The organism is Pseudomonas shirazensis (genome assembly GCF_050496565.1).
In the GTDB taxonomy this organism is placed as follows: domain Bacteria; phylum Pseudomonadota; class Gammaproteobacteria; order Pseudomonadales; family Pseudomonadaceae; genus Aquipseudomonas; species Aquipseudomonas shirazensis_A.
Window position 1 is genome coordinate 297,396 of sequence record NZ_JBNWAE010000002.1, and the last position, 25,058, is coordinate 322,453.

21 protein-coding genes are annotated in these 25,058 nt (G+C 52.6%); 10 read left to right on the forward strand and 11 right to left on the reverse strand.

Annotated features, from left to right (window positions below; translation table 11 throughout):
• Positions 1-411: 411 nt before the first annotated feature.
• The 4 genes from ACQZ2L_RS05400 to ACQZ2L_RS05415 all read right to left on the reverse strand — a co-directional run bounded on the left by ACQZ2L_RS05400 (position 412) and on the right by ACQZ2L_RS05415 (position 7,449).
• The gene (locus ACQZ2L_RS05400) at positions 412-2,397 is read right to left on the reverse strand and encodes a hypothetical protein (RefSeq protein WP_430325037.1); all 1,986 of its coding nucleotides are present in this window, start codon (positions 2,395-2,397) and stop codon (positions 412-414) included.
• Positions 2,394-4,340: a hypothetical protein gene (locus ACQZ2L_RS05405; RefSeq protein WP_430325039.1), complete on the reverse strand. Its 1,947-nt coding sequence runs from the start codon at positions 4,338-4,340 to the stop codon at positions 2,394-2,396. The genes ACQZ2L_RS05400 and ACQZ2L_RS05405 overlap by 4 nt, the downstream gene beginning before the upstream one ends.
• Positions 4,337-5,761: a tyrosine-type recombinase/integrase gene (locus ACQZ2L_RS05410; RefSeq protein ID WP_430325041.1), complete on the reverse strand. Its 1,425-nt coding sequence runs from the start codon at positions 5,759-5,761 to the stop codon at positions 4,337-4,339. The genes ACQZ2L_RS05405 and ACQZ2L_RS05410 overlap by 4 nt, the downstream gene beginning before the upstream one ends.
• Positions 5,762-6,933: 1,172 nt before the next feature.
• The gene (locus ACQZ2L_RS05415; RefSeq protein WP_430325043.1) at positions 6,934-7,449 is read right to left on the reverse strand and encodes a helix-turn-helix domain-containing protein; all 516 of its coding nucleotides are present in this window, start codon (positions 7,447-7,449) and stop codon (positions 6,934-6,936) included.
• A gap of 310 nt (positions 7,450-7,759) precedes the next feature.
• On the opposite strand from ACQZ2L_RS05415, the gene ACQZ2L_RS05420 reads away from it, so the two are divergent.
• Positions 7,760-8,074, forward strand: a complete 315-nt coding sequence (locus ACQZ2L_RS05420) for a hypothetical protein (RefSeq protein WP_430325045.1) — start codon at positions 7,760-7,762, stop codon at positions 8,072-8,074.
• Between the two features lie 161 nt (positions 8,075-8,235).
• Positions 8,236-8,733, forward strand: coding sequence for a hypothetical protein (locus tag ACQZ2L_RS05425; protein ID WP_430325047.1), 498 nt, complete (start codon positions 8,236-8,238; stop codon positions 8,731-8,733).
• A 230-nt stretch (positions 8,734-8,963) separates the two neighbouring features.
• Here the strand turns inward: ACQZ2L_RS05425 and ACQZ2L_RS05430 are convergent, their stop codons facing one another.
• Both ACQZ2L_RS05430 and ACQZ2L_RS05435 read right to left on the reverse strand, forming a co-directional pair.
• Positions 8,964-9,350 carry a hypothetical protein gene (locus ACQZ2L_RS05430; protein ID WP_430325049.1) on the reverse strand — a complete coding sequence of 129 codons (387 nt, stop codon included), beginning with the start codon at positions 9,348-9,350 and terminating at the stop codon, positions 8,964-8,966.
• A 391-nt stretch (positions 9,351-9,741) separates the two neighbouring features.
• Entirely contained in the window at positions 9,742-11,400 is a 1,659-nt protein-coding gene (locus ACQZ2L_RS05435) for a hypothetical protein (protein WP_430325051.1), read from the reverse strand.
• A 447-nt stretch (positions 11,401-11,847) separates the two neighbouring features.
• Here ACQZ2L_RS05435 and ACQZ2L_RS05440 point away from each other — a divergent pair, with 447 nt between their 5' ends.
• The 3 genes from ACQZ2L_RS05440 (at position 11,848) to ACQZ2L_RS05450 (ending at position 13,120) form a co-directional block, all read left to right on the forward strand.
• Positions 11,848-12,072, forward strand: a complete 225-nt coding sequence (locus tag ACQZ2L_RS05440) for a helix-turn-helix domain-containing protein (protein WP_430325053.1) — start codon at positions 11,848-11,850, stop codon at positions 12,070-12,072.
• A gap of 158 nt (positions 12,073-12,230) precedes the next feature.
• A complete protein-coding gene (locus ACQZ2L_RS05445; RefSeq protein ID WP_430325055.1) occupies positions 12,231-12,689 on the forward strand; it encodes a hypothetical protein in 459 nt (152 codons plus the stop codon).
• A 239-nt stretch (positions 12,690-12,928) separates the two neighbouring features.
• The gene (locus tag ACQZ2L_RS05450) at positions 12,929-13,120 is read left to right on the forward strand and encodes an antitoxin Xre/MbcA/ParS toxin-binding domain-containing protein (protein ID WP_430325057.1); all 192 of its coding nucleotides are present in this window, start codon (positions 12,929-12,931) and stop codon (positions 13,118-13,120) included.
• A gap of 77 nt (positions 13,121-13,197) precedes the next feature.
• On the opposite strand, the gene ACQZ2L_RS05455 is transcribed toward ACQZ2L_RS05450, so the two are convergent.
• Positions 13,198-13,674, reverse strand: coding sequence for a hypothetical protein (locus tag ACQZ2L_RS05455; RefSeq protein WP_430325059.1), 477 nt, complete (start codon positions 13,672-13,674; stop codon positions 13,198-13,200).
• A complete protein-coding gene (locus tag ACQZ2L_RS05460) occupies positions 13,671-13,943 on the reverse strand; it encodes an ECs_2282 family putative zinc-binding protein (RefSeq protein WP_430325061.1) in 273 nt (90 codons plus the stop codon). The genes ACQZ2L_RS05455 and ACQZ2L_RS05460 overlap by 4 nt, the downstream gene beginning before the upstream one ends.
• Positions 13,944-14,151: 208 nt before the next feature.
• On the opposite strand from ACQZ2L_RS05460, the gene ACQZ2L_RS05465 reads away from it, so the two are divergent.
• From ACQZ2L_RS05465 to ACQZ2L_RS05485, 5 genes are all read left to right on the forward strand, one after another.
• A complete protein-coding gene (locus tag ACQZ2L_RS05465) occupies positions 14,152-14,730 on the forward strand; it encodes a DUF6037 family protein (protein WP_430325063.1) in 579 nt (192 codons plus the stop codon).
• A gap of 1,852 nt (positions 14,731-16,582) precedes the next feature.
• Positions 16,583-16,993: a carboxymuconolactone decarboxylase family protein gene (locus ACQZ2L_RS05470; RefSeq protein WP_430325065.1), complete on the forward strand. Its 411-nt coding sequence runs from the start codon at positions 16,583-16,585 to the stop codon at positions 16,991-16,993.
• Entirely contained in the window at positions 16,990-18,192 is a 1,203-nt protein-coding gene (locus ACQZ2L_RS05475; RefSeq protein WP_430325067.1) for an MFS transporter, read from the forward strand. The genes ACQZ2L_RS05470 and ACQZ2L_RS05475 overlap by 4 nt, the downstream gene beginning before the upstream one ends.
• Before the next feature lie 20 nt (positions 18,193-18,212).
• Entirely contained in the window at positions 18,213-18,944 is a 732-nt protein-coding gene (locus tag ACQZ2L_RS05480) for an SDR family NAD(P)-dependent oxidoreductase (RefSeq protein ID WP_430325070.1), read from the forward strand.
• A gap of 13 nt (positions 18,945-18,957) precedes the next feature.
• Complete coding sequence (locus ACQZ2L_RS05485; RefSeq protein WP_430325072.1) at positions 18,958-19,998, forward strand: aldo/keto reductase; 1,041 nt, start codon at positions 18,958-18,960, stop codon at positions 19,996-19,998.
• A gap of 171 nt (positions 19,999-20,169) precedes the next feature.
• Here ACQZ2L_RS05485 and ACQZ2L_RS05490 read toward each other — a convergent pair whose 3' ends face one another.
• From ACQZ2L_RS05490 to ACQZ2L_RS05500, 3 genes are read right to left on the reverse strand one after another with little or no spacing between them, the layout of a single operon-like run.
• The gene (locus ACQZ2L_RS05490) at positions 20,170-20,451 is read right to left on the reverse strand and encodes a LysR family transcriptional regulator (RefSeq protein ID WP_430325074.1); all 282 of its coding nucleotides are present in this window, start codon (positions 20,449-20,451) and stop codon (positions 20,170-20,172) included.
• Between the two features lie 60 nt (positions 20,452-20,511).
• The gene (locus tag ACQZ2L_RS05495; protein ID WP_430325166.1) at positions 20,512-21,918 is read right to left on the reverse strand and encodes an efflux transporter outer membrane subunit; all 1,407 of its coding nucleotides are present in this window, start codon (positions 21,916-21,918) and stop codon (positions 20,512-20,514) included.
• 2 nt (positions 21,919-21,920) lie between these two features.
• Positions 21,921-25,055, reverse strand: a complete 3,135-nt coding sequence (locus ACQZ2L_RS05500; RefSeq protein ID WP_430325076.1) for an efflux RND transporter permease subunit — start codon at positions 25,053-25,055, stop codon at positions 21,921-21,923.
• Positions 25,056-25,058 lie beyond the last annotated feature (3 nt).

The window sequence follows — 25,058 nt, forward strand, 5'->3', positions numbered from 1 at the left end:
ATGCCCCAGACCAATCCCCAAAACACATGCCCAAGAGTCACTCAGGTTGAGGATGCCGACTCCAATTCCGCGATCCGCATTCTGAGTCGATGATTCTCAAACTGGATGGAAACCAGCTTCTGAAGCGTCTTCTGGTAGAGCTCACTCTTCCGAACCGCTGTGTCATCAGGGCGTCGGGTCTTAGGCTTAACGGCTGGCTTCTTGCTCTTCAGGATAGGCGCCGCTTGGGCGCTGCGTTGCTGAGCCGCCGTGTCATCTATTAACTTAACCAAGGCGGCTTGACTTGAGCGCCCCCTCTTTATCGAGCCTCTCTTTCTCCCGGCACCCAGCGCAACAGAGTCTAGGTTGATCTCTCTGCCTTCAAGCACAAGCCTGTCGAGCGCCTCAATATAGTGACTATTGCTAACCAACTTATGCCTCCAAGAGTTTGCCGTAGCCAGCTTTTGTGACTGCAGCGGTAATGCTCGAAATCTCCGATATGATTTGTTCACGGAAAGGGCTATTTTCTGGAAGGTGGTTTAATGCTTTTCTATGGGTCGTTATCGCTTTATTGATCTTGGGCATAGATTTCGCATTAAGTATTGAATGACTGCAGTCAACGCAAGGGGTCAGGTTTGTAAATTTGATGAGCGCACAGGGATAAGGGTTCGTGCAGCCGCCAGCAGGGCCTTCTTTGTAAACCATTTCGCCACGCTCAAATTTTTGCTTAGTGAAATTCCTGTCTGTGGTGATTATCAGTGGTTTACCTCGATCTTCAGCAACCTGGATTCGGTTTCCCTCCCCGCCCCACAGAGGGGATGACGAATTGATAACATCTGCTTCGTAAAGCTCGTACTGCCTGAGCTTCATTTGAGTGTCTATGTCATCAATGAGCAGCTTCTGCTCGGGGTCTATAACAAAATTGATAGCGAAGGCACTCCCGTGTCGATAGTAAGATGTCATGAATTCAGTTAGGTGTTTGTACTGAAGCGCCATGGAGCCTAATGAAACCATTCCCGATCTAGCTGCATAGACTGCAAGTGATCTCCTGCATTGATGGCTTTTCAGGGGCCAAGGTTTGCCTACCTCCAATCCCGGTATCCCTCGCCAATCCGTAAATCCATCGAACATTTCTAGCTCACGCATGTCGCTCTCCGTCACCAAGAACAGAGGGTTTTTGCTTAGCGGAACTGAGATTTTAAATGAGGCCCTGATTGGAACCTCAAAATGGAATGATTGAGTTACGCTCTTTGCATGAGTTAGCATGGGGAAAAGCGGATATTTACTATTATCCAACTGTTGATAGGAGTTTTTAATACGAGCGATATTGCCGATGGCGATCGCCGCATCGAATGCTTTCTTTACCGCTGGTGAGGTGATCCAGGTAGTCGGGGCGTAGTTTTCCGATGCTCCCTTGTAGGTGTTGCCCATAATGACCGGAATCTCCTGACCATTGATTCGGATGGTTTGGAGGGCATTACATGGAAGCTTGCTGACCTCGTCGTCACGCATACCCGAAAAAACATGGATCCAGAACTTGGCGATTGCAATGACTTCATTGAGGTAAGCGTTCAGCTTGGCAAGATTGGTTATGCCGAGGTTCATGAGGTCATCGCTCAAACCTAAGCAGTTCATCGCCGCTTCCCAGTGATGAATTTTCTTGCCAGTGGGTGGATTACTGAGCGGATAGCCATACTCTGGCTCATCTTGACGACGGCTGTAAAACTCTATGATCTTGGAGCTCATGGAGTTGAAGGTGTCTAGGTCAACGGCGAATTCGTTAATGATCGCTGCGTAAATGCGGGATGGGATTAACCAAGTCTGTTCGCGGCGATCCCTTTCAGGGAAAATCGACTGTAGAATGCCTTCAGCTCGCATGGACAGGCCTTCCAAAATCGAAAGCCCAGAGTGCTGCGATGTTTTGCTTATAATATTTATGTCACGAAGCAGTCTGACAAGAAGATCCGCTGTGGAATGCTTGGGAGTCGCGGCGATGGCTCTTAAGATTTTTGCCTCATGGCGCTGTTGCGTGATGAGTTCTTTTAAAGTCACACCATTGGACAGCGCCATGGCGGCGAGTGACCGCAGGGCATGTACGGTCACGCTCTGTACTTTTCTAGCTTTTGGGAATAAATAAAGTCTTGAAAACTGTATGGTTTTCATTTCGCGTTGAATGGCTTGGTACAGTGGTGACGTATCATCACTATGCCAGCCGATAAAAGAGTAGGTAATGTTATAGGTTGAATATGCCCCCATTCGCCACACGTCATGCTTATACAAGCTCAGCGGCTTTCCATCAGTGTCTCGCGATATGATGAAATCTGGCGGGGTCGTAAGTGCACCCTCTGATGAAACATAATTTTGAGGCGGGTAGTTTCTTTGTGTGGGGCTGAGACGCAAGCGTTCTTCAATATTCATGATACATAGCCCATATAAACGAGTGCGTCTAGATGAGTCGCCCAGAACGGGTCAAGGTCACCGCAACTCACTTCGTCTGAAACTTGAGTAACCAGTTGCTGGTCATTAATCTGTTCAGTCACAAGGCCAATGATCTCATTGATCCGGTATTGGAGAGGGTACATATTTTCCGTCCATCTGTCTGAATCGTAATGGGGTTGGCTGACTTCAATAATAAATTTAATGGAGAGAAGGCGCTTGAGGTCTGTAACGTCAGCATGAACGGCGTAGTGTTTACAGAAGACGCAATATTCCGGCTCACGGCATGACGGTATTGGCGAGAAACTCGTGAAGCCTGATGCCAATGTGGGTTCTCTTGCTACAGATAGGCAGGATCCGCCAGGAATCGTTAACGCGTCTGGCTCTGTTTCAATGATTTTTACCGGAATAACATCTTGATTCCGTCCTCGTGCCAAGGCAGAGCCCTGCATGGCGTCGAAGAACGCGGTGAACTCTTGCGCCAGATCTTCTAGGGAAGGACGACCGTAATGGCTTTCAACGGTGCGTACCGTATTGCCGAGCTTCTGGGCTGTTAGTAAAGTGTCGCCATTACTTAACTTTAAATATTGATAGCTGACATTCTTCCTGTAGTCCATCGGCGTTACCCAGCGCACTTCAGGCATCAGCTTATTGAGCAAAGACTTATAGGCCTGTAGGTGGGCGGCTAGGATGGTGGAGTATCTACCGTCTCGCTTAGGGAATGGAAATAGGAGAGGTGATTCATCAGCGCCCAGAAGCCAACGGCGCAATTCCAGAATTTTGTTATAGGTGCTGCTGTACCTGGCACCGAATTCGGGAGATACCGCCTTTCCGTTCGCTCGGCCTTTTATACCCAGCATACGCATGCCTTTTGAGGTTGGAAGCGGTTTGAAGTCTGTTGGCTCAATTTCTGCTACAACAGACGAGTTGCTGCCAGTTGCTGCAATTAAACTGGTGAAGCCCGCAACCATCGCCATGATCACAAGATTTCTTGATCGATATAAGTTGCGGTTCGCGGAGTTGGATTCGGCCACCTTAATTTCTAGAGCAGAATAGGCAAGCTCTTTGTCTCGGCCACTAAGTTGAGTGAGATCGGCGCTGGCTATGCTCAATACATCCAGCGTCGGAAGCGTCGGATACTTCCTAAGCTCTTTAAACATCAGGTGGATGATGGGAGTTTTGCGATAGCCGATTTCGTCATAAAGATAATATGGTTCCCCCAACGCTGGGGTCAGCATGAGGGGGTAGGGCTCATTATTCACAATGACCCGGTGAACTTCGTTCAAGAAGTTTATGTGTGCGGCGAAACAGATATCCTGCTCATCTGAGGAAGGTTTGTCAGGTTTTACTATGCCCGGCTTGCTTTTGTTTAATTTGGCGGCCCATGACTTTATTATGCGCAGTTCTTCGCCTGTTATAATTGAGATAAGTTTAGCCACAGCTTTCTGTTGGTTCGTCGCCACAGTTGCTGTGATGCGGTTGCCGCTCCTAGGCGTAGCCTGTGTTCTTTGTATTAAGTGACTTGTATAGCCTATGTATGCCCTCTTCAAGTCATTTATATCATCGAGGCTTAAGCTGTCATGGTTGGCATCAATCCAGGTAAAGAAAAGATTGAACCAGTGCCGATGTTTCTTTGCGGTGTCTAGATTTTGGCCTCGAATGAACTCGATGACTATCCGAGCGACTTTGAGTCGGTGGATATCCAGACTATTCGGATCGACCTTGTCGCCGATTTGACCGCTAGAGCCGTGCGCACGCTTTTTGTAGCAGAATGACGATACATCTAAGTTGTGTACAACAAAATTTGTCCTGTGTACATGTTGGAAAACTACCGAGTCAGGGATCAGGATGGTTGTAGTAACGTCCGAGAGATCGATGATCGTGACGTTCCTATGCCGTAAGGTTGAATCATCATTGGTGCTCATTCACTACGGCCCCGCACAACATGCGAAAAAAGCTTAGACTCGAATTGGTCTTGCACATGGTTTTTCCACTCGATCCTTGACCTATAGTTTAAGTATTGGAGTGTGATCTCTTTATTGCGATGTCCCATGCGTTGCTGGACGAGTTCCAGAATCGCGGTTATAGGTTTGCGGTCAGGCCTATCAAGCTCGTCTTCGAGTAAGTTCATGCCAAAAGTCGCTCGCAGGTCGTGGAACTTAAATCTTTCAAAGTCGGGAGATGTTTTTTGAATATCTCGGATCAGAGTTTGTAGAAACTGACGAACCGCCTCCCCCTCAGTGTGTGAATAGGGTTGGCCAAAATTGGTGCTGGTCGTATCTCCCGTGAGGCGTTCTTTCATTTCTTGTTTGCTTGTATAAAAGGGTGTTCCTTTACTGGTAAGGAATATGTAATTTGATTCGCTATCTCCATAGTAGGAAGACTCGCGCCTTCCTTGCGCAACGCTGCATTGAATATAGATCTTCAGTTCATCTACCAACCATCCAGGGATTATGATTGTCATGCGCGCTTTTTTCTTTGTATCGATGCCAGTCCCTGCGCCTACTGGAAGTCTGAGATTGCCTTCGTAGTCCAGTTGCCTGTTAAGATCGCAAATCCTGATAGTGCTTAGTGTCTGCAATCGTGCGCCAGTGAAAATCGCAAGATAGAAAAGTAACTGATAGGCCCGGTCGCATTTCTTGAGCGCCTCTAACAAAACCATCTGGTCTTGCATGGTTAGAGGCTTGGTCTTGCCGTCATCGTAAATGAAGTCAGGATCTGGTAATGCCTTAGATCCCTGTAGAGCCAAGTCTGACGATGAGACGGTGATAAACGTCTTCAAGCCAAAATCTGTGGTGGTTTCTATATATCTAATAACCTCTTCGTAAGGGGCCTCCACTATAAGATCAGGGTCGATTAGCTTGAACTTAAGAATATTTTTGTAGAAGCGGTGGATGCCGCTCATCCTTTTCTTTCCAGTGTCAAGGGTCATTCGGCCTGAGTCGATTTCGCCTTCGATATGCTTCTTGAATCGATAGGTTGATTTAAGTTGTTTTAGTTTCGGAAAATGCAGGTAGTCTATGTCTTCCGAATCTAAAAATCTTCGGTAATCCAAAAGATGGTCGGCGATGGATGCATAAGTTCGGTGGTTATAATTTAGCGTATGGTGATATCTATGAATAAGATAAAGGTTGGCAATGTCCCAAGGTTGTCCTTGGTTGTCTAGCAATATCGGGAAGTTGTAGAGTATTTCATTGCTCGTGGACTCTAGGTTTATGTCGGAACTAATCGAAGTTGCTGTCGATTGATGGGATCCATAATTTGGAGTCAGCACTTGAAATCTTTCGATTTTAGTAACTTGGGCTTCGGGGCTTTTTCCAGGGCGAGCGGATACGTTTCTGTCCAAGACCAGTCGGCTTTGCAGTGGGATTTGTTTGGAGGCTATCCGGATTTTTTAACGACGTCTAGATTTTTTTTGAAACGTCAATATATGTATAAAATGATGTTAGTGTGCCGCGAAAGTTTTGCGCTGTTTAAATGCTGTTTGTTGCTATATTGATTTTCTTAGATTTCTTCCTCGCACGCCGCACTGTACATGGCATGCGCCTGATTTTTCTGAGTCTTGCTCTGTTCGAGATTTCAGGTCGATTTACAATACAAGGCTAAAACGCTCTAATACTGGTTAGCTATGGGATGGCAGGCAAACGGTCAATGAGGGCGGCGAGGACTGCGCGGTGTGCTGTGTCCGTCGCCCGCTTCTGTAGGCCCATCAGAGGGTGCAGGATCGGCGCGCTGTTGCACATCATAGTGGGCATTCATGTACAAGAAATGGTAGTTGGGCGGATTCCTGCTGTTCTGACTAGGCAATACTACTGTTTGAGCGGTGATGGATGCATGCGTTCAGAGAAGGGCCTTAAAGATCAACTGCAGCTTGGCTATGCCCGCATACCGAACCCAGGTCGTCAGTGTAATCAACCATTGGGAATTGATATCAGGCAAAAGCTTAACTTGATGATCATGCCAAGGGTCTGGTTATGCTTAGGGCGAGGCCATGACGCGGTCACTTTAAATTCGCGTGTACAATCGCCCTTAAGGTTGGAGTATCGAACTATTCAAGATCGTTTCTATAGACGCTCTTCGCCAGATTTATGAGACTCATGGCGGGAATAGACTGGCGAAATGTTTACCGGGCAGCATAATAGCCATTGTTACGCTGCCGGCCAATTCTGAACAGCGGAAAATAGGTTTGGCGGAAATTAGCCCAGTATGCTCGGGCATCCCCTGGAAGTTCAGAAAACTCATCTCACTCGCGTCGGCGGTGGTTCGAGCTTGTGGAGGTGCGTCTGCAGGTCTCAGTACGTCAGTCGGTGACGAATGTGAATTGGCGCTACGGGTGAGAGGCTGATCTCAATAGTCCCACACGCTGCTTTCTACTCGTGCCAAGTGCCTTTGACGGATGTCTCGTTCAAGCACAGGCCGACACATCTCAAACAGAGACATGACCACTCACCTGGATCGTCATCCACCGACGTAACGACCCAGCGCTTTACGGCTTAACCGATCCTGTTTGGCCCGCTGTCAGCTTTGAGCAGGAGCTGACCGCTCCCACAAAAATCCCACAGTTGAGCGGCTCATGCCCAGCCGCCGCGCTGTCTCGGCCTTGCTCAACCCAGCGTCTTTGCATTCAAGTACCTTTCGCAGTTTGACGACATCAGCTGGTCGCGCTGGAGGTCGTTTCAGGATTGTCATGCCGGCGAGGTGAGCCTTGATGTCGTCAGCGCTGACCTTGAGCTCAAGAGCCTTCAGTTCTTCGGTCGCATGAGCGAGGACATCGGCAGTGGAGGTGTCGTCGCGTGTTGATACAACGAGCGCCATGAGCGACACAGGGGACAGGCCGAGTGCTTCGGCCAGCTCTGCGAATTTCTCGATCGTCGGGTTGCTGTCGGCGTTTTCAATCCTGCTCAGGTAAGTGCGGGAGGCTGCGTGAGCTAGGTTTTCCTGCGTGAAGCCCAGGCTCTCCCGAAGTGCTCGAACGACTGCGGCTAGCGCTTGCTTCAACAAGGCGATGTCCTCAAAAAGCGAGGATGTAGCCATGTTGTCGTGTACAGTTACACATCACATAATGTATAAAACTGTCAATGGCGCGGCGGCAGTGTCGATTGCGCTGCTTGGAGCACTTGCCGGCGAGGTTCCAAAGCGCTGCAGACGCACCCGGCGCAGCCCTCGTTTGGGGCGAGGGGAGGCGGCATGGTTCTGGCGGGAACTGCGTAAGTCCATTCAATAAATCGCTAAATCGCTAAATCGCTAAATCGCTAAATAGCTGTGTCCTGCGATCTTGATCGTAGAAAACGGCACGGCTGGCTCTCCACCCTCAGTGGTTGTTCAATTGTCGAGAACGAAGTAGATGTCTATTTGTGAGTGGACGCGCAGCGTCCAGGGGGCTAAAGGTCAACAGAGCGTCGGGCAAGGCTTACCCTGTGAGGTCGTCTTGGCCCAGAGCATCGATTGGTCGGTACACATCGACGCGTACCTATTTGGTGCCGCCAGGGTGGGTGAGAGATATGTCGCCCTCGTCTACGGCGACCAATCGGGGGTGTCCTCAAACGGTATGACTGTCGCTACGCCTCCATTGCGATGCGTTGCCGAGAGAGCGGGCTTCAAACTCATGCGCAGTGCCAGCGGAGATCATTACGTGATCACGAGCGAACATGGCTCGTGACAGAGTGTGGCCAGAGCATCACTCGTGGCGAGGCAAGATGGTACAGGGATCTGGCCTCGCCCCTTATCCAGATGTGAGCCGCCTGAGCCATTCCGCCAGGCTGCGTTGAGCTTCATGTGAATAGCTGCGCCTGCCGAAAACTAATGCCTTAAGGACGAAAAATGGCTGACCTCGAAAAGATAACAGTAACTATTAAAAATTATGACGTCCAAGCACTTGGCGATCTTGATGCGCTCTATAATCGCGTAAGACTTGAGGATGCACAAGGCAATACGTTTTACTTTAAAGAAGTGGTTGTTCCGAAGTATCTGAAAAATCACGGGGCTATGGCGACTGAAGTCCCACGAACGTGGTATTTCAAAAGAATTTCGAAAAAGACCATCGTTGTTTTGGCTTTTGAAAACAAGAATGGAAAAGTCGAATACGACCTAGATGATATTCGTCTGATCGCTAGATCAACGGTGTTAAAAGGTGTGGTGTTCTCGCTTGCTTCAGTTCCAGCAGCTATTATTGCCGCTACCGCCACGTTTGGCATAGGGTTAGTGCTACTCCCAATGGGGCTTTGGTACGGATACAGGAACATATTCAAGTTGCCCGCCATGCTGAGTCGTAAGACCCTTTTGAGCGATTTTGCGCAACACGGGATCGTAGTTCGCTGATCGCCACGCGACCTGGTGACTCAGGTGTTTCAGGTGCGGCCTTCAAAAGGGCCGCTGACCTTGGCTCTGGTGTGGATCTGTATCGGCTCGGGAACCTTGAGGGATGAGCAGAGCGAACATCCGATGGCTCACAGCACAGCTAATCAGGAGTGATCTGCGTCTCTTACTTTGGAACCCAAACCTGTCTGTCAATGCCTCTGCTGCCGTGTCTAGACAGCAAGCGGTGGTCATTAGTCGTCGTCAAGCGCCTCGCGGTGCTGCTCAACGTGTGCAAGATCACGCTCCCAGGCGTCGAGAAAGTCAGTCCAATCCTGCAGATAAAACCCATCCTCAACTCTCGTAGCGGGGCCAAGCGCGACAGTGAATCGAGACTTCCAGGGTTCTGGGATATCTTGATCGCGGACGATCCAGCAGCCGACTGGATGAGCCTCCTTGGGCAGCTCAGCCAGCTGCACAATGTCAACAGGGCATTCGCTCAGCGGTTCTTCACGATCAAGTCGCTCAAGCTCATCCAGTCGCTCCAGGATCGGGCGCGCATTGGGTTCGCCAGGAATCAGGTCAGCCAGTTGCAATAGCGCCTTTCTTCGTTCTTTTTCTCGCAGCCAGATTTCGTTCATGAGCATTTCCATGTGGAGTACAAGTGTACTCTGGTGGTAGAGGGATAGTGGTCAACGGCCAACCCTGCTTGAAACTGTGAACCAGGCTGCGTAACCCATAGAGCCAAGACGGCGGTAGGGGAAGATCCCACGACGCGCTTGGGAGTCCTCAGGAGTTTCAAAGCGATTGGTAAGCCACGTGAGGAAAGGGACTGCCTCCCTCACAGCGTCCCATCTGGGCCAGCAGATGCTCGTCAATTTCGCCTGTGGCCTCCATGCTTGTCGAGCAGGCTCATAGTATGTCCTTCTGGAGCCTGGGTATCCTTGAGCGTCTTAGCATTATGACTTGTTTCGGTGTCGTTGAAACGACCTGACGAATGGCTCACCCCTACTCAGCGCTCTGTTAGGTTGTTCAGTAGTCCTTAATGATATAGGCCATATGTAATTGAATGTGCTTGTCAGCGCACTCTAAATACAAGCTCGCTGGTGATCTGGTTCGCACGGAATCGGCCCCAAACGCGTCTATTACCTGGTTAGTTTTTCGCGAGCGATCTTTAATCCAGTTGTTGAACATGGCTTTATGCGCTTCGGAATATGTCAGCTCGTTTTGGGCGTTCTGAGTGAAGCAGGCGTTGATGATTGAATACTCGCCAGATGTAAACTTCTCAAAAAGACCTTCAGGCACATGAATGAACTCTGCGGAGTTTGTTATGAGGTCGAGATGGAATTTGTTTAGTGCTGAATTGAATTGGAGTGGGTTGTGCGTACGCTTTAAAAATATTGCAAAGTCGGAGGGTGAAAGGCCGAGGTCGATGTGCGCCCAGTAAGTCATCAATAGAGCGATTTTTTCGATTATGAGATGAAGCTCTTGGTAGGATGTGTCCTGCAAGTCAGGAGTAACGCCATGTGCAACTTTGTCTCTGATTCGTTTGATGAGGCGGAAGTCGTCGTCGGTCAAATTAATAACTTTAAGAATATCATCGTTTGTGTTGCTTCTTGCGAGTTCGTATTTCTCCAGGAATGTAAGGTCTCGCGATGTCACGAAAATCGAATCAATCAATGATCGCACTTCTTCAGCCTGATCGTCGTCTAACGGCTTTGATAGTCGCTGTATTTTTTCTTTTAGTTTTGTTACTTTAGCGGTCTCGGCCTTCGTTGATTTGAAATTAGCGATAGTTGCAGAAGTGCTTACGTACTCGTCCAATAGGCTCACATAGCCAAGGATTTTGAACTCCCAAAACCCCTCATAGCGTTGCATGCCTGCAAGGCGAACCCACGTCGTTTTGCGATAAGGGGAGGCGTAGAACCGCTCGAATATCGACTGCCAATGATCATCCAGAAGGGCTCGTAGCGCCAGGCAGCTTACCCAGTAAGCTCCGCTTGAAGAGCTGCTATCAATTTTTTTAAAGGATGGGAAGTAGATAGGCACGCAATACTTCGAGTCAAAACTGCCCCACACACTTTCGATGGATACGGGAGTCGCGGTCAGTATGGATAATAAAGTCGATAGCTCGAATGCTTTATCTCTTACTTCCTCGATTGCAAATGTGCCGCTAGGTCGCTCAAATATAAAGCGGATGTGCTCATGGATTATATGATTTTCACCGCGCCTTGTTAAGCTGCTGAATGTCTCGGTTTTAAGCGAGAAATCTTCTTCATCTGTTTCAATGCTTATTGATAGCTGGGGTGTTGGATTTTTCCAGGTTAGACTTTCACCGAGTTCGCCCTCTAGATATTGGTCATGCATGAACCAGTCGGAAATTTCTGCATATTTGACCTGGATGCTGCCTGCGTCAGAATCGATATCTCCGCATGCGATGTATTTTGCATATATTTGGTTGTGTGCTGTTTCACAATTAAATAAGGTGAAGTGCTGCCCATCTTTTGATTTCGCTTTCAAGATTGGAGGCACTGTATGTGCGGTCTTGTAATTATGGGCTCGCTCCAGTTGTATGCAGATTAGGCCGCCTCCTCCAAAAGTTAGGCGACCCTCACCGAAAATGCTGTGGTCAGTATGATAAACTTCGACATTGAATTCAAATTCGTCAGAGAAGTCTAGGTCTTTTATCATTGGCTAGTCCTTGTTCAAAAAAGCTCGATCAGTCAGCACGTCAGGGTAGTTTTTGTATTTGATTAGGGGAAGTGAAGATTTAAATGCCTCCTTTGATGCTGGAGAGTCAGAGGTAGAGAGTGGGAGACTTCGGCTCGTGGCAGATGATCAGTTCCAGTCCACTCCAGCGCCGAGAATGACAGCGTCCAGTGTCCATAGGCGAGTTGCAAGCGCCTGTGGCGGGGCGCCAATTTAGGTCGGAGTACATTTGTACTCTGTGCAAAGGCGCTGTGAGAGAGTCGGACGCAGCACTACCTGGGACTAGCTTTCTTAGGTTGTAGACGCCAGGAGTCGCCGCCTAATGAGTCCATCTCGCCGAACAAAAATAAGCTATGGTTTCGATTTTCTACCGATGCGCGACAATTTTTCAAAGAACTAAAGCATAATGTAGTTTTTAGGGGCATTGTCATGAGGGATCTGGTTCAGCTCCGCACCGCCGCAGAATTGGGCGCCGTAGTTCGGAAAGTACGAAAACAGCAGTCGATTATTCAAACAGACCTTGCGAGCATGCTAGGCAAGAGTCATGTGCTGCTGAGAGACATCGAGACCGGTAAAGGCACCGTAGCGCTCGCAAGCGTGCTGCAGGTGTTGAACGAGCTTGGCATCAGGATCTACGCAGATCTGCCAGAGTGACCAAGAATATTCGAACAGGCTGGTGCAACAGCGTCATCGGGCACTGATTTGGCTTGCGCGATTCGAATGCCCCGTGCCGATGAACGCCTAATCATGTCTAGCGGGATCGCACAGGCATTCTGCAAAATCGACCTCGTATCAACTGGGTAGAGTCAATAATGGATAAGCACATAATCGCTCTGGAGCGCCGGAACCTGGCTGAGCTTGAGGTCATTGAACGCCTGGTTGTGGAAACTGGTGCCGAAGCATTTGAGGCCGAGGTGCGACGTCTATCCAGTTTGCACACCGTGGATCCTGGCTCAGCCATCCAAGCTATCAGGCGCCTCATCCACCCCTCCATAATTGGGATGAGCGACCTACCCTTTCAAATCTTCCAGCGGTTAAGTGACGACGTGGTCATGCGAGCGCCTGCATTGCTGCAGCGCCCCAGTTACCGGTACCGGAATGGCGATAACACAGCCATCCCGCATGAGCTTTGGCTGGCCATCGTGCGGCATGCCCGTGAGTATTATGACCCAGCGGGATTGGATGCAGACTTCTTGGCCGCGAGACAGCGGGAGGGGCTTTCGAACAAAGAAGCCTTCGATGCCCTAATTGCCTCGAAACGCCGTAAATGATCGCTGTAAGCGATAGATACCGGTGGCTACCGCCTGGAGTCGTCCCGCTGCCCCTCACGACTGAGCAGGTTGGCCAGGAGAGGGTTGCCTGGGGCGCGCTGATAGAACCTCGTCATCCAGCTTGTCACTTCCCTTGCCAGCTAACCTCCGCTTGGAAGATCGCCCCGATGACGAACATACTATGGGCCAGTAGTCGGCCTGAGCTGCCATCCTGAGGCCATGCAGGAGGAAGGGAGAATATGGATTATCAGCCTTCAATCTTAACCGAGGCGGAAAGGGTGTTTGGAGACAAACAAAAAGCTGCCGTGTGGATGTCTCAATCACGCGCAGCCTTCGGAAATATGTCTGCGCTGGAGCTTGCATCTGATCGTGCAGGCTCTCAGAAGGTGAGGGAAGAATTGATGCGTCTAAAGCACGGATTTGCGAGCTAAGACCGTGACCACTTCAGTCGGACAGGCGCCCAGATTTTGCACTGAGTTGAGTGTGACTGCCTACAGCTGCCAGTTTTTCATAAGGTAGCCCACAGCTCCTTCGCGGCTCTACCTGTCCGTCCATCCTCCCACTCAAGCTTCACCAAGTGCTTTGACTTTGTACCCAAATGAACAGCGGCGATTAGCTCAACCGACTGATGCACGTCGAGCAGTTGGAGCGGAAATTTGCTTTCAATGTCGCTCTCAAGGATGACTTCATTTCCCTCAGGGAAGTCAATCGTTACGTGGTGCGCAGGGGCTTTTCCTTTGTTGAAAACTTTGAGTCGGTATTTGCTGTTGCCCAGCTTCAGGAATGTCGCGCCTAGGTCGGCCTGCTTGTCCAGCTCTACACCCGAGACCTCTTTGTTCAGGAGCATCTCATTCAGCTTCGCTTGGCTCTTGATGACCTCTTGCTGCCGGTTGTTGAACTGAACGGTTTTGAAGGTGGCGTACACGGAAAAAAGGAGAGCCAGGGTGGCGATAATGTCTCCGGATTCGAAGGTGACGTTGATCATTTCAGCTTGAAACCTTTGCTGCCTCTGAACGCTTTCTGAAGACGCTTACGCATATCGTCGGCCACTGCCTTCGAGATCTCCTTCTTGATCTCTCCCAGATGCTCCTGGACGTTTTCCTCGTTCTCTCGGCACAACTCGTCTTTGCTGATCACGCGCTCACAACCAGTGCAGATCACGCTGAGACTCTCGGGTGACTCGCTTTTGAACGTTGTGCCAGCACAGGTCGGGCAGTGGAGAGGGATCGTCCGGGAGTGCTTGTCCAAATTCATACCAAAGCCTCGGTGAAGTGGTTTCGCTCAGATTAGCCCATCATGAGAGAGCTTTCAGTGACTGAGGTTGTTCGGGATGCAGGGTTGCTGCCCGAATTTTAATGGCAGGCAGACGGGGCAGGTGGCCGAAGCACTATGGCCGGTGGGCGCTTGTCCATCCTGACAAACCTCTCCATCATCATGAACTCTTGACCAAGGAGCTCATCACATGGAAATGACTTCGCTGAAGCTGCTCCACCGCAGCATGATTTCGATTGGCAGCGACATGCAGCAATTTTTGGTGAGAACTGGAGCGGCCAGCTTCGACTGCCTTTTTTCTACACGGGACACGCCCTTTGTGCTTACGCTCACTGCGCGAGGGAAAGCGCGAGGGTTTTTCCGGTTCGATGTCCTGGCAGGCTATCGGATTCGTGATTACCTGGGCGATATGTACGGTGACCTGGTGGAGGTTCTTAAGGAAGACGGTGCTAGCGGGCAACGCCTGATTCCCAAGGAGTTCCTGGCTCAACTCAACGATGCCATTCCCACCAAAGCCACGGAGAAGGCGCATCCAGCCCCTCCGGACATCGTGCGCTTGCGACCGGACATCATCGAGGACAGGGAAAAGCCTTTCTTCAATTGCTGGTCATACTGGACACAAGGCCAAAAACCTAGCGCTGAGAATCAGCACAAGACGCTGCTTCTGTTGGGCCCTGAGGCCTTGCGCCACAGTCAGGAGCGCAGCGCTTCCTCACGCTGGAGCTCGACCAACACTGGCGGATCATGGACTAAGGATCTTTCTAAGTAACTAGCCAAACTGCCGGGCGCTGAGCTGGTACCTGTTCGGCAATTTGAAAGTGCAGGAAGAATGGATGCGTCTCAGCTCGGATTTGTCAGCTGCGAGCATGCCCACTTCAGTCAAAGAAGCGCCCAGATCTGAGCCCACCTCGATGCAGTGAAGTCGTAGGCTCAAGGGTAAAAAAACCGGCCAAGTTCGGACAATCATGTCAAATTGCGACGCTTTTTGATTAGTTGCGCCATTTTTTACCACCCCCCCTCTTGAAATTTTTTTGAGGCGACGGAGTTCTATATTTGAGGACAAAAAATTTTCTACGGTGTTGCTAGCGCCGCTTAACTAAGATCTCACCCTGGTAGTGATGGCTCTGCTTTTGGGTATTTATTTTGGCGGTTTCAGCCGTTGATTGCCGTGCCGCCAGGCATGGCGAAGGGGGGAGGGGGATCGGTGTTTTGGGCCGAAGGCCCTACTTTTCTCTTTGGTAACAAACAACCCAGCAGCGCAGATTTTTTTTGAGTGGGGTGACTCCGCTTGAAAGAGTACCCATGTCATCCAACGCGTATGGACACAGGGCAAGATGAACTTGCAGCCTCACCGCGCGCGGTGTGGGGTACTGGCACAGGTTGTCGATATGATGAGCTGCGCAGAGCGGCCTTGAAGTCATCGCGGTGCATTGGCGGTCATTTGAGCCTCCTGCAAAGCCTCTAAGGCGTCCTCCAGGCGTTGATCCTCGCGAGCGTCACCGCTTGCGGGCTTATACGACTGGCAGTGCCTTAGTAGCGCCTCCAGATCGTTCTGGTTTAGGTCAAATTCAATGTGCATGGTCGGGCTGCCTCAGGGACTCAATGATCGCGGTGCGCCTAGATCACAACACAATGCGATAGCGCAGTAGAAGCGAGAATGAATATTGGATGGTGATGTAGAGAAGCTGATATGGGATAAGGCTTGGCAGGTCTACGGCGACTCTTTGAGCACAGTACTGGGTCAGGCGTTGGCAGGCTACAGGCGCACTGCCGGCCTTGACGATATGACTCGTCTGTTTCCCAGCACTGTCGGACGGCAGGCACTGGTCACCCTCCGGCGGGAGTTGATGGTGCGTTGGCCTAATGGCCATTTTGGGCAATCGGATATGTGTGTCGAATTGCGGTGCCGACTTCGCTCACACCTTACTCAGTATCTGCTGCGCCGGCTCGTCAATGAGCAGGTCGATACACCTGCGCTTCGGGATGCCCTGTTTGGATTAGATCTCGGAGCGTGATGTGACGATCCTATGATCAGGTAGACGTAAGCCCCCTTCACCTTTTGGGTCAATCAGAGCTGATTTGATGGAGGCCGGGACTGCTTGAACGCCTTCACGCCGGCTCAACATGCTACGTGTTATTCCTCGGGATTGCCGCCGCTTCGAGTAGCGCCTGCCGCGCCCCTCAGTGCCCGATGTCGCGCAGAACCACCGACATTCCACATCTCATCTGAGGGTTGGGGTTCGACTGATGCAGGCACTGCCATCTGCTCAGATAGTGCTCTTCAGCCTCGAAGATATAGCGCTGCAAATGCTGGGCAGCACCCAGCAGCAGGTGATCCTCGCCTGGGATTTAACCGCAGATCTCACTGCGCATAACTGCACCCCGCGCTCAAGGCGAGTTGTGGCGGTCGTAGGTCGTTGGATTGCAAGGCGCTACAGGTTGGCTTTGGCCAGTCTGCAAGGGCCCACCCCGGTGAGTCCCCGTTTGATCGTAAAGGGCCCGCGCGGGGTATTTTTTGCACATCAAGATGGGATCATCCTATGTATGTGTTTGTCTCACGCTTGACTAGACTGGACTGTACAGTCTAATTTAGTTGCGACATTCACTTGAGGATTCGTCCTATGTCTAACCCGACTACCCGTGATCGCCTGTTTCAAGAAGGTTCGTCAGTTTTCGAAAGCTCACTGGGCTTGCCGGCTGAGCAGTTCGTGAAAAACGTGGATGCCATGGCGCCAGGCTTTGGCAGGCTCATCGTCGAGATGGAGTTTGGTGACATCTATCAACGTCCTGGCTTGGATCTGAAGACGCGTGAGCTGGTGATCATCTCGTCCTGTGCTGCTCTCGGTGCAGCTGGTTACGGCGCAGTGCGCATGCACATCCCAGCAGCGCTGAGACACGGTGCGAGTCGAGTGGAAATTGTGGAGGCACTGGTACAGGTATCGATGGCGGCAGGTCTGCCAACTGCCTTGGGCGCACTGCAAGTGGCCTCGGATACCTTCGCCGAAATCGACGGCGCGCAGGCCGAGGCGTGACGGCTACCGCTGCACTGGAACTGCGTAAAGGGGCGCTATCGATCTTTGCCATTACCTGTGGGGTGATGGTGGCGAACATTTACCTCAGTCAGCCTCTGCTGGCCCAGATGGCCAGTGCGCTGGGCGTCACAGCAGACAAGGCTTCACTGGTTTCCGTGGCCAGTCAGATCGGCTACGCGCTAGGCATCTTGTTTGTGGTTCCGCTGGCTGACAGCGCAAATCCAGTGAAGCTGATTCGCTGGCTCATGCTGCTCACCATTGCAGGGTTGCTGGGCATGGCTGTTTCGCCTGGTCTTGCAGCCATGTTGGTGGCCAGCGCATCCATTGCGCTGACCTGCGTTGTGGCCCAGGTGCTAATTCCCCTGGTGACAACCTTCGTTGGGCCAGAAAAGCGTGGTTTGGTGGTCAGCAAGCTCACGGGCGGATTAATCCTGGGAATTCTGCTCTCGCGCACCGTTTCGGGTGTAGCTGCCGATTATTTTGGCTCCTGGCGGTCTCCTTTCATCCTGGAGATCGTGCTGATTGCCGTGTTGATGGTTGTGCTGCCTCGTTACTTGCCTGAGCGGAAGAGCAGGGCTGGGCTTGGTTACTGGCAGCTCTTGAGCTCCCTGCCTGGCTTGCTGCGTCATGGTGAGCTCCGGTTGTCTATGGCACTGAGCTTCTGCACCTTTGCGGGCTTCTCGGCTATCTGGGCAACACTAGCATTCCACCTTGCATCACCAGCATTCAGCTTGGGTACCGCTGCTGCAGGTCTCTTTGGCCTGTGGGGAGCTCCCGGCGCGCTGTTGGCTCCCTACGTAGGTCGCCTCGCTGATCGATGGGGCAGTGGCTGGGTGAACCTGATTTCCCTTGGCTCTTTGCTGTTATGCGCGTTGATGGCCTTCTTCATCGGTGACCACTCGCTGGTGGCGCTAGTGATCGCTGTCAACCTCTTGGACTTCGGGCAGCAGTCCGGGCAGGTAGCAAACCAAGCGCGCATTTTTGGCCTTGAGCCGGACATTCGCGCACGGCTCAACACCCTCTATATGGCCGTGACCTTTGCCGGTGGCGCGATGGGCGCCTGGCTTGGCGCGATGCTCTGGTCGCAGGGCGGCTGGTCACATGTATGCGAATTTGTCGCAGCCACAACCCTCATTGCATTGGCCGTGCTCGCGACCAGTGCGCTTATCCAAAAGGCGCGATCACCAGTTCGTGCCTGACTTTTCAGCAGGTGAGCATGATGACTGATTTAGAAAACAAGGTTGCCCTCGTTACTGGCGGTTCGCGCGGTATTGGTCGCGACATCGCCATTGCACTCGCCTATGCAGGCTGTGATGTCGCCATCAGCTACAACAAGGCTGATGACGATGCAAACGAGACTGTCCGCGCGATCGAGGCTGCTGGTCGAAAGGCCGTTGCGGTCAAAGGTGATCTGACCGATCCCGTCGTCATCCAGGAGATGGTCGAACAGGTCGAGCAAGGACTTGGCGCCGTCGATATCCTGATCAACAACGCCGGGATGACATTGATTCAAAAGCTTGATGACATCACGGTCGACGACTGGGAACTGGTGCTCAAAACCAACCTGATGTCGGCCTTCGTCCTGAGTCAGGCGGTAATCCCCAAGATGCGGGAGAAGCAATGGGGACGAATCATCATGATGTCTTCGGTGGCTGCGCAGCTGGGTGGAGTGATTGGCCCGCACTATGCTGCAAGCAAGGCAGGGATGATTGGATTGGCACACAGCTATGCCCACCTGCTAGCCAAAGAAGGCATCACTTCCAACGCGGTCGCTCCGGCGCTCGTCGAGACGGACATGATCAAAGGTAACCCCAACATCACTCCAGGGCTGATTCCAGTGGGACGATTCGGGCAGGTGTCCGAGGTTTCGAGCGCCGTCCTGATGCTGGCCCAAAACGGTTACATCACCGGCCAGACGTTGAACGTCAACGGTGGCTGGTACATGAGCTAAATGAGAGGTTTTTATGCAAACTCGCACTCTAGGTAAGGGCGTCATTGAGGTTCCCCCTCTGATTTTGGGTACGGCCACCTTTGGCGGCGGCAACGAGTTCTTCAAAAAGTGGGGTGAAACAGGTGTTGCAGAGGCCACTCGCTTGGTCGATGTTGCGCTTGAGCATGGCTGTAATGCCTTCGACACCGCTGACGCCTATTCAGATGGTCTCTCAGAGAAAATCCTGGGCGAAGCGATCAAAGGACGCCGGGACAAGGTGATATTGGCGACTAAAACGGGCTTTCGACTGCGGGCTGGAGATGATGATGTAGGAGCCTCCTATGAGCGCATCATTCGATCCTGCGAGAACAGCCTGCGTCGACTGAATACCGACTACATCGACCTCTATCAGCTTCACGGCTTCGATGCCATGACCCCGATCGAGGAGATGCTGCGTGCGATGGGGAAATTAGTATCCGAAGGCAAAATTCGCGCATTTGGTGTCTCCAACTTCTCGGGCTGGCATTTGATGAAAATGCTCGCCATGGCCGATCAACTCGGCCTGCCCCGTCCTGTGAGCCACCAAGCCTACTATTCGCTGCTGGATCGAGAGTTTGAGTGGGAGCTCATGCCTCTTGGGCTCGACCAGGACGTGAGCACGCTTGTATGGAGTCCGCTGGCCAGCGCGCAACTAACAGGCCGCATCACCCGCAGTAACCCTGTCCCGCCCGCCGATAGCCGGGCTTCGAAGGATCCTCGTGCTTCTGCAGATATGGAGCCTTTGTATCGGATTACCGATGCGCTGGAGGACGTTGCTGGACAGGTTGGTCGTAGCATTCCGCAGGTGGCCCTCGCCTGGCTGCTGGCTCAACCCACTGTCTCGGGTGTCCTAATCGGTGCGCGTCGAGAAGATCAGCTACGGGACAACCTGGCTGCCGCGACGCTTCAACTGACACCTAAGCAGATTGAATGCCTGTCGCGTGCAAGTGCCCGTAAGCCGATTTATCCATATTGGCATCAGCAAGCGGTCTACAGCGAACGCAATCCAAGTCCTGTGCCTGTGTATCCAGTTTAACTAGATTCATTTTGCTCCCTCGTTTGCCTCAACTCGGTTGAGGCTTTTTTTTGTCTGTGGTCAGAGCAAAAAAAGACGCAGGGTATAAGCCTGCGCCAAAATGGGTTTAACAGATCCAAAGAAGCAACTGGAGTTTACGCGATAATACCTCCTTAATCAGATTTCTGATGATTAGTTGTTGGGCGGTGTAATGAGTGATTGAATCTTCTGTATTGCAGGATCCAACGTTTTTGCAATCTTGTGTGCGTGCTCGGTAGGGCGCATGCCTCGTGCCTTACGGACGAACAGCTCATCACCGAATATGGCCCTTAAGCGAGCCAGTGCGCCACTCACAGCCGGTTGCTTGACTTGAAGCATTGAAGCGGCGCGTGTCAGATTCTGCTCGCGGTAAATTATCATAAATGTCACCATCAAGTTCAGATCAATAGTTGAAAAATATTTTTCGTCTATCATCCTGCGTACCTTTTAAATAGTGCAGTCATGTTGCGCGAGCATTATCGGTCTTGGTCGTCTTTACTGCGTATCAGTGGCAAGGCCGCCGCCAAGTGACTTGTACAGCTGGACTTGGCTGTTCAATTGAGCGAGTCGTACGAGCTGGAACTGCTGCTGTGATTCGAACAACTGTCTTTGCGCGTCGAGGAAGGTAAGGTAGTTGTCCACACCTTCTTCGTAGCGTTGTTTGGCCATATCCACATACTCCTGGTTTGACGTTACCAGCTCACCCTGTGCCTTGACTTGGCCGCGATAGGTGCCGGTCGACGCTAAGCCATCTGCAACTTCCTTGAAGGCGGTTTGGATAGCTTTCTCGTAACTGGCAACGTTAATGTCCTTCTGGATCTTGGCATAGTCCAGGTTGGCCTTCAGTTGGCCGCCAGTGAAGATCGGCACATTGATGGTCGGGATGAAGCTCCAGGCGCCTGATCTTCCTTTGAATAGACCATCCAGTTCGCTGCTGGCAGTGCCGGCACCCGCCGTAATGCTGATGCTTGGGAAGAACGCTGCTCGTGCTGCGCCGATGTTGGCGTTCGCCGCCTTCAGCTGATGTTCCGCTGCCAGAATGTCTGGCCGTTGCTGAAGCACCTGGCTCGGCAGGCTCGCCGGAAGCTCCGGCATCTGCCCGAATGTTTCGGCGATGCTCTGGCTATCTCCCGAAAGCGCATCACCCACCAGTAGCTGCAAGGCGTTCACATCCTGGGCAACCTGACGGGTATAGGCGAACAGCTGCGCGCGGGCACCGTCGACCAAGGTGCGTGCCTGACGCACCGCAAGCGCAGACGCGGTACCGGCTTCATTGGAAGCTTCGACCATGCCCAGGCTTGCCACATAACTCTGCAGGGTCGCGTCGGTCAGTTGCTGCAGACGAAGATCGGTCTGCAGCGTGTAGTAGGCGATCGCGACGTTGCTGACCAGACTGATCTGGATGCTGCGAGAAGTGTCTGCCACCGAGAGGTAGCGTTCCAGGGCTTGCTCGTTGAGGCTGCGCACCCTGCCAAAGACATCCAGCTCGTAGGAAGTGATTCCTACCTGCATACCGTACTGGCTGTCGATCCCTGCATTGCCTGAGCTGCGCAGGTCACCCGGCAACCGTTGGCGGGTCGTCGAGCTTTGGACGCCGACTGTCGGTAGCAGATCAGCACGCTGGATGCGGTATTGAGCCCGGAACGCCTCGACGTTGAGTGCCGCGACCTTGAGGTCGCGGTTGTGCTCAAGTGCGCTTTCGATCAGGCGCTGGAGCCCTTGATCCTTATAAAACTCATCCCACCGCCGCAGCGTGGGCTGCGGGGTCACGGTGCCATTCTCGTAGGCCAAGCCAGTGGGCCAGGTCGAGGGCGTTGGTGCTGCGGGGCGCGCATAGTCAGGGATCAGCGAGCAGGCCTGGATAGCCGTTGCCAACGCGGTGACGACGAAGATGCGTGTCAGGCTCATGCTTGAACTCCTTCCGCGACGGCTACCTTCTCCTTGCGGGTGAAGAGCTTGACCACGATCACGTAGAACAGGGGTACGAAGAAAATGGCCAGGAAGGTAGCGGCCAAGGTGCCACCCACGACGCCAGTACCGATCGAGTGCTGACTGCCGCTTCCTGGGCCCATGGCACGTGCCAGTGGCAATACACCCATGACGAACGCAATGGACGTCATGATGATCGGTCGCAAGCGAAGCTTCGATGCCTCTGCGGCAGCCTGGAACAAGGTGCGGCCCTGGTGTTCATACAAGTCCTTGGCGAACTCGATGATTAGGATGGCGTTCTTCGCAGCGAGACCCATGGTAGTCAGCATGCCAACCTGGAAGAACACGTCGTTCGACAGGCCACGCATCAACGTCGCCGCCACCGCGCCGAGCACGCCAAGCGGTACAACCAGCATGACAGCGACGGGCACAGTCCAACTTTCATAAAGGGCTGCAAGACAGAGAAAGACGATGATCAGTGACAGGGCATAGAGGGCGGGGCCCTGCGAGCCAGCCTGGCGCTCCTCATAGGACAGGCCGGTGTAGGCCAGACCAATACCGTTTGGCATCTGCTGCATGATCCGCTCAATTGAGCGCATGGCATCGCCAGTACTGAAGCCTGGTGCCGGTTGACCCAGGATTTCTACCGAAGGAATGCCGTTGTAACGCTCAAGCTTGGGTGAGCCGAAAATCCATTTCCCGGTCGCAAAGGCCGAGAACGGAACCATCTTGCCTTCGGAGTTGCGGACGTACCATTTGGCAAAGTCTTCCGGTGAAATGCGCGAACTCTCGTTGCCCTGGACGTATACCTTCTTCACCCGGTCACGATCGATGAAGTCGTTCACATAGGCTGAGCCCCAGGCGACCGACATCGTGGTGTTGATGTCAGCTACGGACACTTGGAGTGCACGCGCCTTTTCCTTGTCGATCACAACTTTGTACTGGGCTTCGTCGTTCATGCCGTTGGGGCGAGTCATAGCAAGCACAGGGTCTTGGGAGGCGAGTTCCAGGAACTTGTTACGTGCAGACATCAGGGCATCGTGCCCCACACCGCTATTGTCCTGCAGGAAGAAGTCAAAGCCTGTCGCGTTACCCATTTCCAGAATGGCTGGTGGTACAAACGGCAGTACGTTGGCTTCCTTGATCTGTGCGAACTTGGCCTGGGCACGCTTGGCCACCTCAAACACCGACTGCGAGGATTGTGTGCGCTCGGCGAAAGGCTTCATGTTCACAAAGACGAGGCCTGTGCTCTGGCTACGGCCTGCGAAGCTGAAACCGTTGATACCGAACACCGAGTCTACGCTGTCCTTCTCCTCGTTGATGAGGTAGTCCTTGACCTTGTTCAGTACCTCTTCGGTGCGCTCAGAGCTGGCATTCTGCGGCAGCGCCAGTTGCACCATGAACATGCCCTGGTCTTCCTCGGGCAAGAAGGATGTGGGGAGCTTAGAGAACAGCATGACAACACCGCCCAGCAGCACCAGGTAGACCAGCATGAACCGGCCACGGCCCACGAGGATCCGTTTCACCGTGCTTTCATACCGGTTGGTATTGCGGTCGAACATGCGGTTGAACCAGCCGAAGAAGCCTTTCTTCTCGTGAGCGCCTGGAACGTGTGGTTTCAGGATCGTCGCGCACAGTGCCGGCGTGAACACCAGCGCAACCAGAACAGAGAAGCCCATGGCGGCGATGATGGTGACAGCGAACTGGCGATAGATGATGCCCGCAGAGCCGCCGAAGAAAGCCATGGGCAGGAATACCGCCGAAATCACCAACCCGATGCCAACAAGGGCTCCGGAGATTTGCTCCATCGATTTCTGGGTGGCTTCCTTCGGAGACAGGTGCTCCTCAGTCATCAATCGCTCGACGTTCTCCACCACCACAATCGCATCGTCGACCAGCAGGCCGATTGCCAATACCATTGCAAACATGGTCATTACGTTGATGGTAAATCCGAGCGCAAAGAGCAGAGCAAAGGTGGCCGAAAGAACGACTGGTACTGCCAGCGAAGGGATCAGCGTGGCCCGGAAGTTCTGCAGGAACAGGTACATCACCAGGAACACTAGCGCGATCGCTTCGAAAAGCGTGTGCACTACCGAGTGGATCGAAGCCTCGACGACAGGGGAGGTGTCGTACGGGTAGATGACTTCTACGCCTTTGGGCAGGAACGGCTTGATCTGATCAACAGTATCATGCACGCGTTTGACGGTATCCAGCACGTTCGCACCGGTCGCCAGACGCAGGGCGATACCCGCCGAAGGCTTGCCGTTGTATTTGTTGAAGATCGAGTAGTTTTCACTGCCCAAGTTGATTTTTGCCACATCCTTAAGGCGCACCTGCGAGCCGTCTGGATTGACCTTGATCAGGATCTCGTTGAACTCAGGCACCGTGCGCATGCGGGTTTCGCCGATCACCGTAGCGCTCAGCTGCACCCCCATCTTGGCCGGCAGTCCGCCGAGCTGACCGGACGATACTTGGACGTTCTCACTCTCAATAGCGCTGATCACATCCTGCGGCATCAGCTGATAGCTGTTGAGCTTGGCGGGATCCAGCCAGATACGCATCGAGTTTTGGGTGCCCAGCAGCAGGAAGTCACCCACACCCTGAGTACGAGAGATGGGATCCTGCAGGTTCGACTGGATGATGTTGCCCAGGTCGAAGCCATCGAGGCGTCCGTCGGTGGATATCAGGCCCACGATCAGCATGAAGTTGACCTGGTACTTCACCACGCGGATACCTTGACGCTGAACTTCCTGCGGAAGGGATGGCGTCGCCAGTTGCAGTTTGTTCTGTACCTGAACCTGAGCGATGTCCGGGTTCGTCCCCTGATCGAAGGTGACGATGATCATCATGCTGCCATCGGCGTTGCTTTGCGATGTGATGTAGCGCAGACCTTCCATGCCATTAAGCTGTTGCTCGATGACCTGTACCACGGTGTCCTGGACAGTTTGCGCTGAGGCGCCAGGATAGCTGACGAGAATCGCGACCGATGGCGGGGCGATGTTGGGGTACTGGTTGACTGGCAACGACCGGATTGCCAAAACGCCTGCGAGCATGATCACGAGCGCGATAACCCACGCAAAGATGGGGCGGTCAATGAAGAAGCGGGACATTGG

What these genes read in the sequence shown, in the direction of transcription:
- ACQZ2L_RS05425 (WP_430325047.1), top strand. Translation starts at nt 8,236, where the DNA reads ATGGCTGACCTCGAAAAGATAACAGTAACTATTAAAAATTATGACGTC.
- ACQZ2L_RS05465 (WP_430325063.1), top strand. Translation starts at nt 14,152, where the DNA reads ATGGAAATGACTTCGCTGAAGCTGCTCCACCGCAGCATGATTTCGATT.
- ACQZ2L_RS05445 (WP_430325055.1), top strand. Translation starts at nt 12,231, where the DNA reads ATGGATAAGCACATAATCGCTCTGGAGCGCCGGAACCTGGCTGAGCTT.
- ACQZ2L_RS05430 (WP_430325049.1), bottom strand. Translation starts at nt 9,350, where the DNA reads ATGAACGAAATCTGGCTGCGAGAAAAAGAACGAAGAAAGGCGCTATTG.
- ACQZ2L_RS05420 (WP_430325045.1), top strand. Translation starts at nt 7,760, where the DNA reads ATGTCTATTTGTGAGTGGACGCGCAGCGTCCAGGGGGCTAAAGGTCAA.
- ACQZ2L_RS05400 (WP_430325037.1), bottom strand. Translation starts at nt 2,397, where the DNA reads ATGAATATTGAAGAACGCTTGCGTCTCAGCCCCACACAAAGAAACTAC.
- ACQZ2L_RS05485 (WP_430325072.1), top strand. Translation starts at nt 18,958, where the DNA reads ATGCAAACTCGCACTCTAGGTAAGGGCGTCATTGAGGTTCCCCCTCTG.
- ACQZ2L_RS05455 (WP_430325059.1), bottom strand. Translation starts at nt 13,674, where the DNA reads ATGATCAACGTCACCTTCGAATCCGGAGACATTATCGCCACCCTGGCT.
- ACQZ2L_RS05440 (WP_430325053.1), top strand. Translation starts at nt 11,848, where the DNA reads ATGAGGGATCTGGTTCAGCTCCGCACCGCCGCAGAATTGGGCGCCGTA.
- ACQZ2L_RS05490 (WP_430325074.1), bottom strand. Translation starts at nt 20,451, where the DNA reads ATGATAGACGAAAAATATTTTTCAACTATTGATCTGAACTTGATGGTG.
- ACQZ2L_RS05460 (WP_430325061.1), bottom strand. Translation starts at nt 13,943, where the DNA reads ATGAATTTGGACAAGCACTCCCGGACGATCCCTCTCCACTGCCCGACC.
- ACQZ2L_RS05450 (WP_430325057.1), top strand. Translation starts at nt 12,929, where the DNA reads ATGGATTATCAGCCTTCAATCTTAACCGAGGCGGAAAGGGTGTTTGGA.
- ACQZ2L_RS05435 (WP_430325051.1), bottom strand. Translation starts at nt 11,400, where the DNA reads ATGATAAAAGACCTAGACTTCTCTGACGAATTTGAATTCAATGTCGAA.
- ACQZ2L_RS05415 (WP_430325043.1), bottom strand. Translation starts at nt 7,449, where the DNA reads ATGGCTACATCCTCGCTTTTTGAGGACATCGCCTTGTTGAAGCAAGCG.
- ACQZ2L_RS05470 (WP_430325065.1), top strand. Translation starts at nt 16,583, where the DNA reads ATGTCTAACCCGACTACCCGTGATCGCCTGTTTCAAGAAGGTTCGTCA.
- ACQZ2L_RS05405 (WP_430325039.1), bottom strand. Translation starts at nt 4,340, where the DNA reads ATGAGCACCAATGATGATTCAACCTTACGGCATAGGAACGTCACGATC.
- ACQZ2L_RS05500 (WP_430325076.1), bottom strand. Translation starts at nt 25,055, where the DNA reads ATGTCCCGCTTCTTCATTGACCGCCCCATCTTTGCGTGGGTTATCGCG.
- ACQZ2L_RS05480 (WP_430325070.1), top strand. Translation starts at nt 18,213, where the DNA reads ATGACTGATTTAGAAAACAAGGTTGCCCTCGTTACTGGCGGTTCGCGC.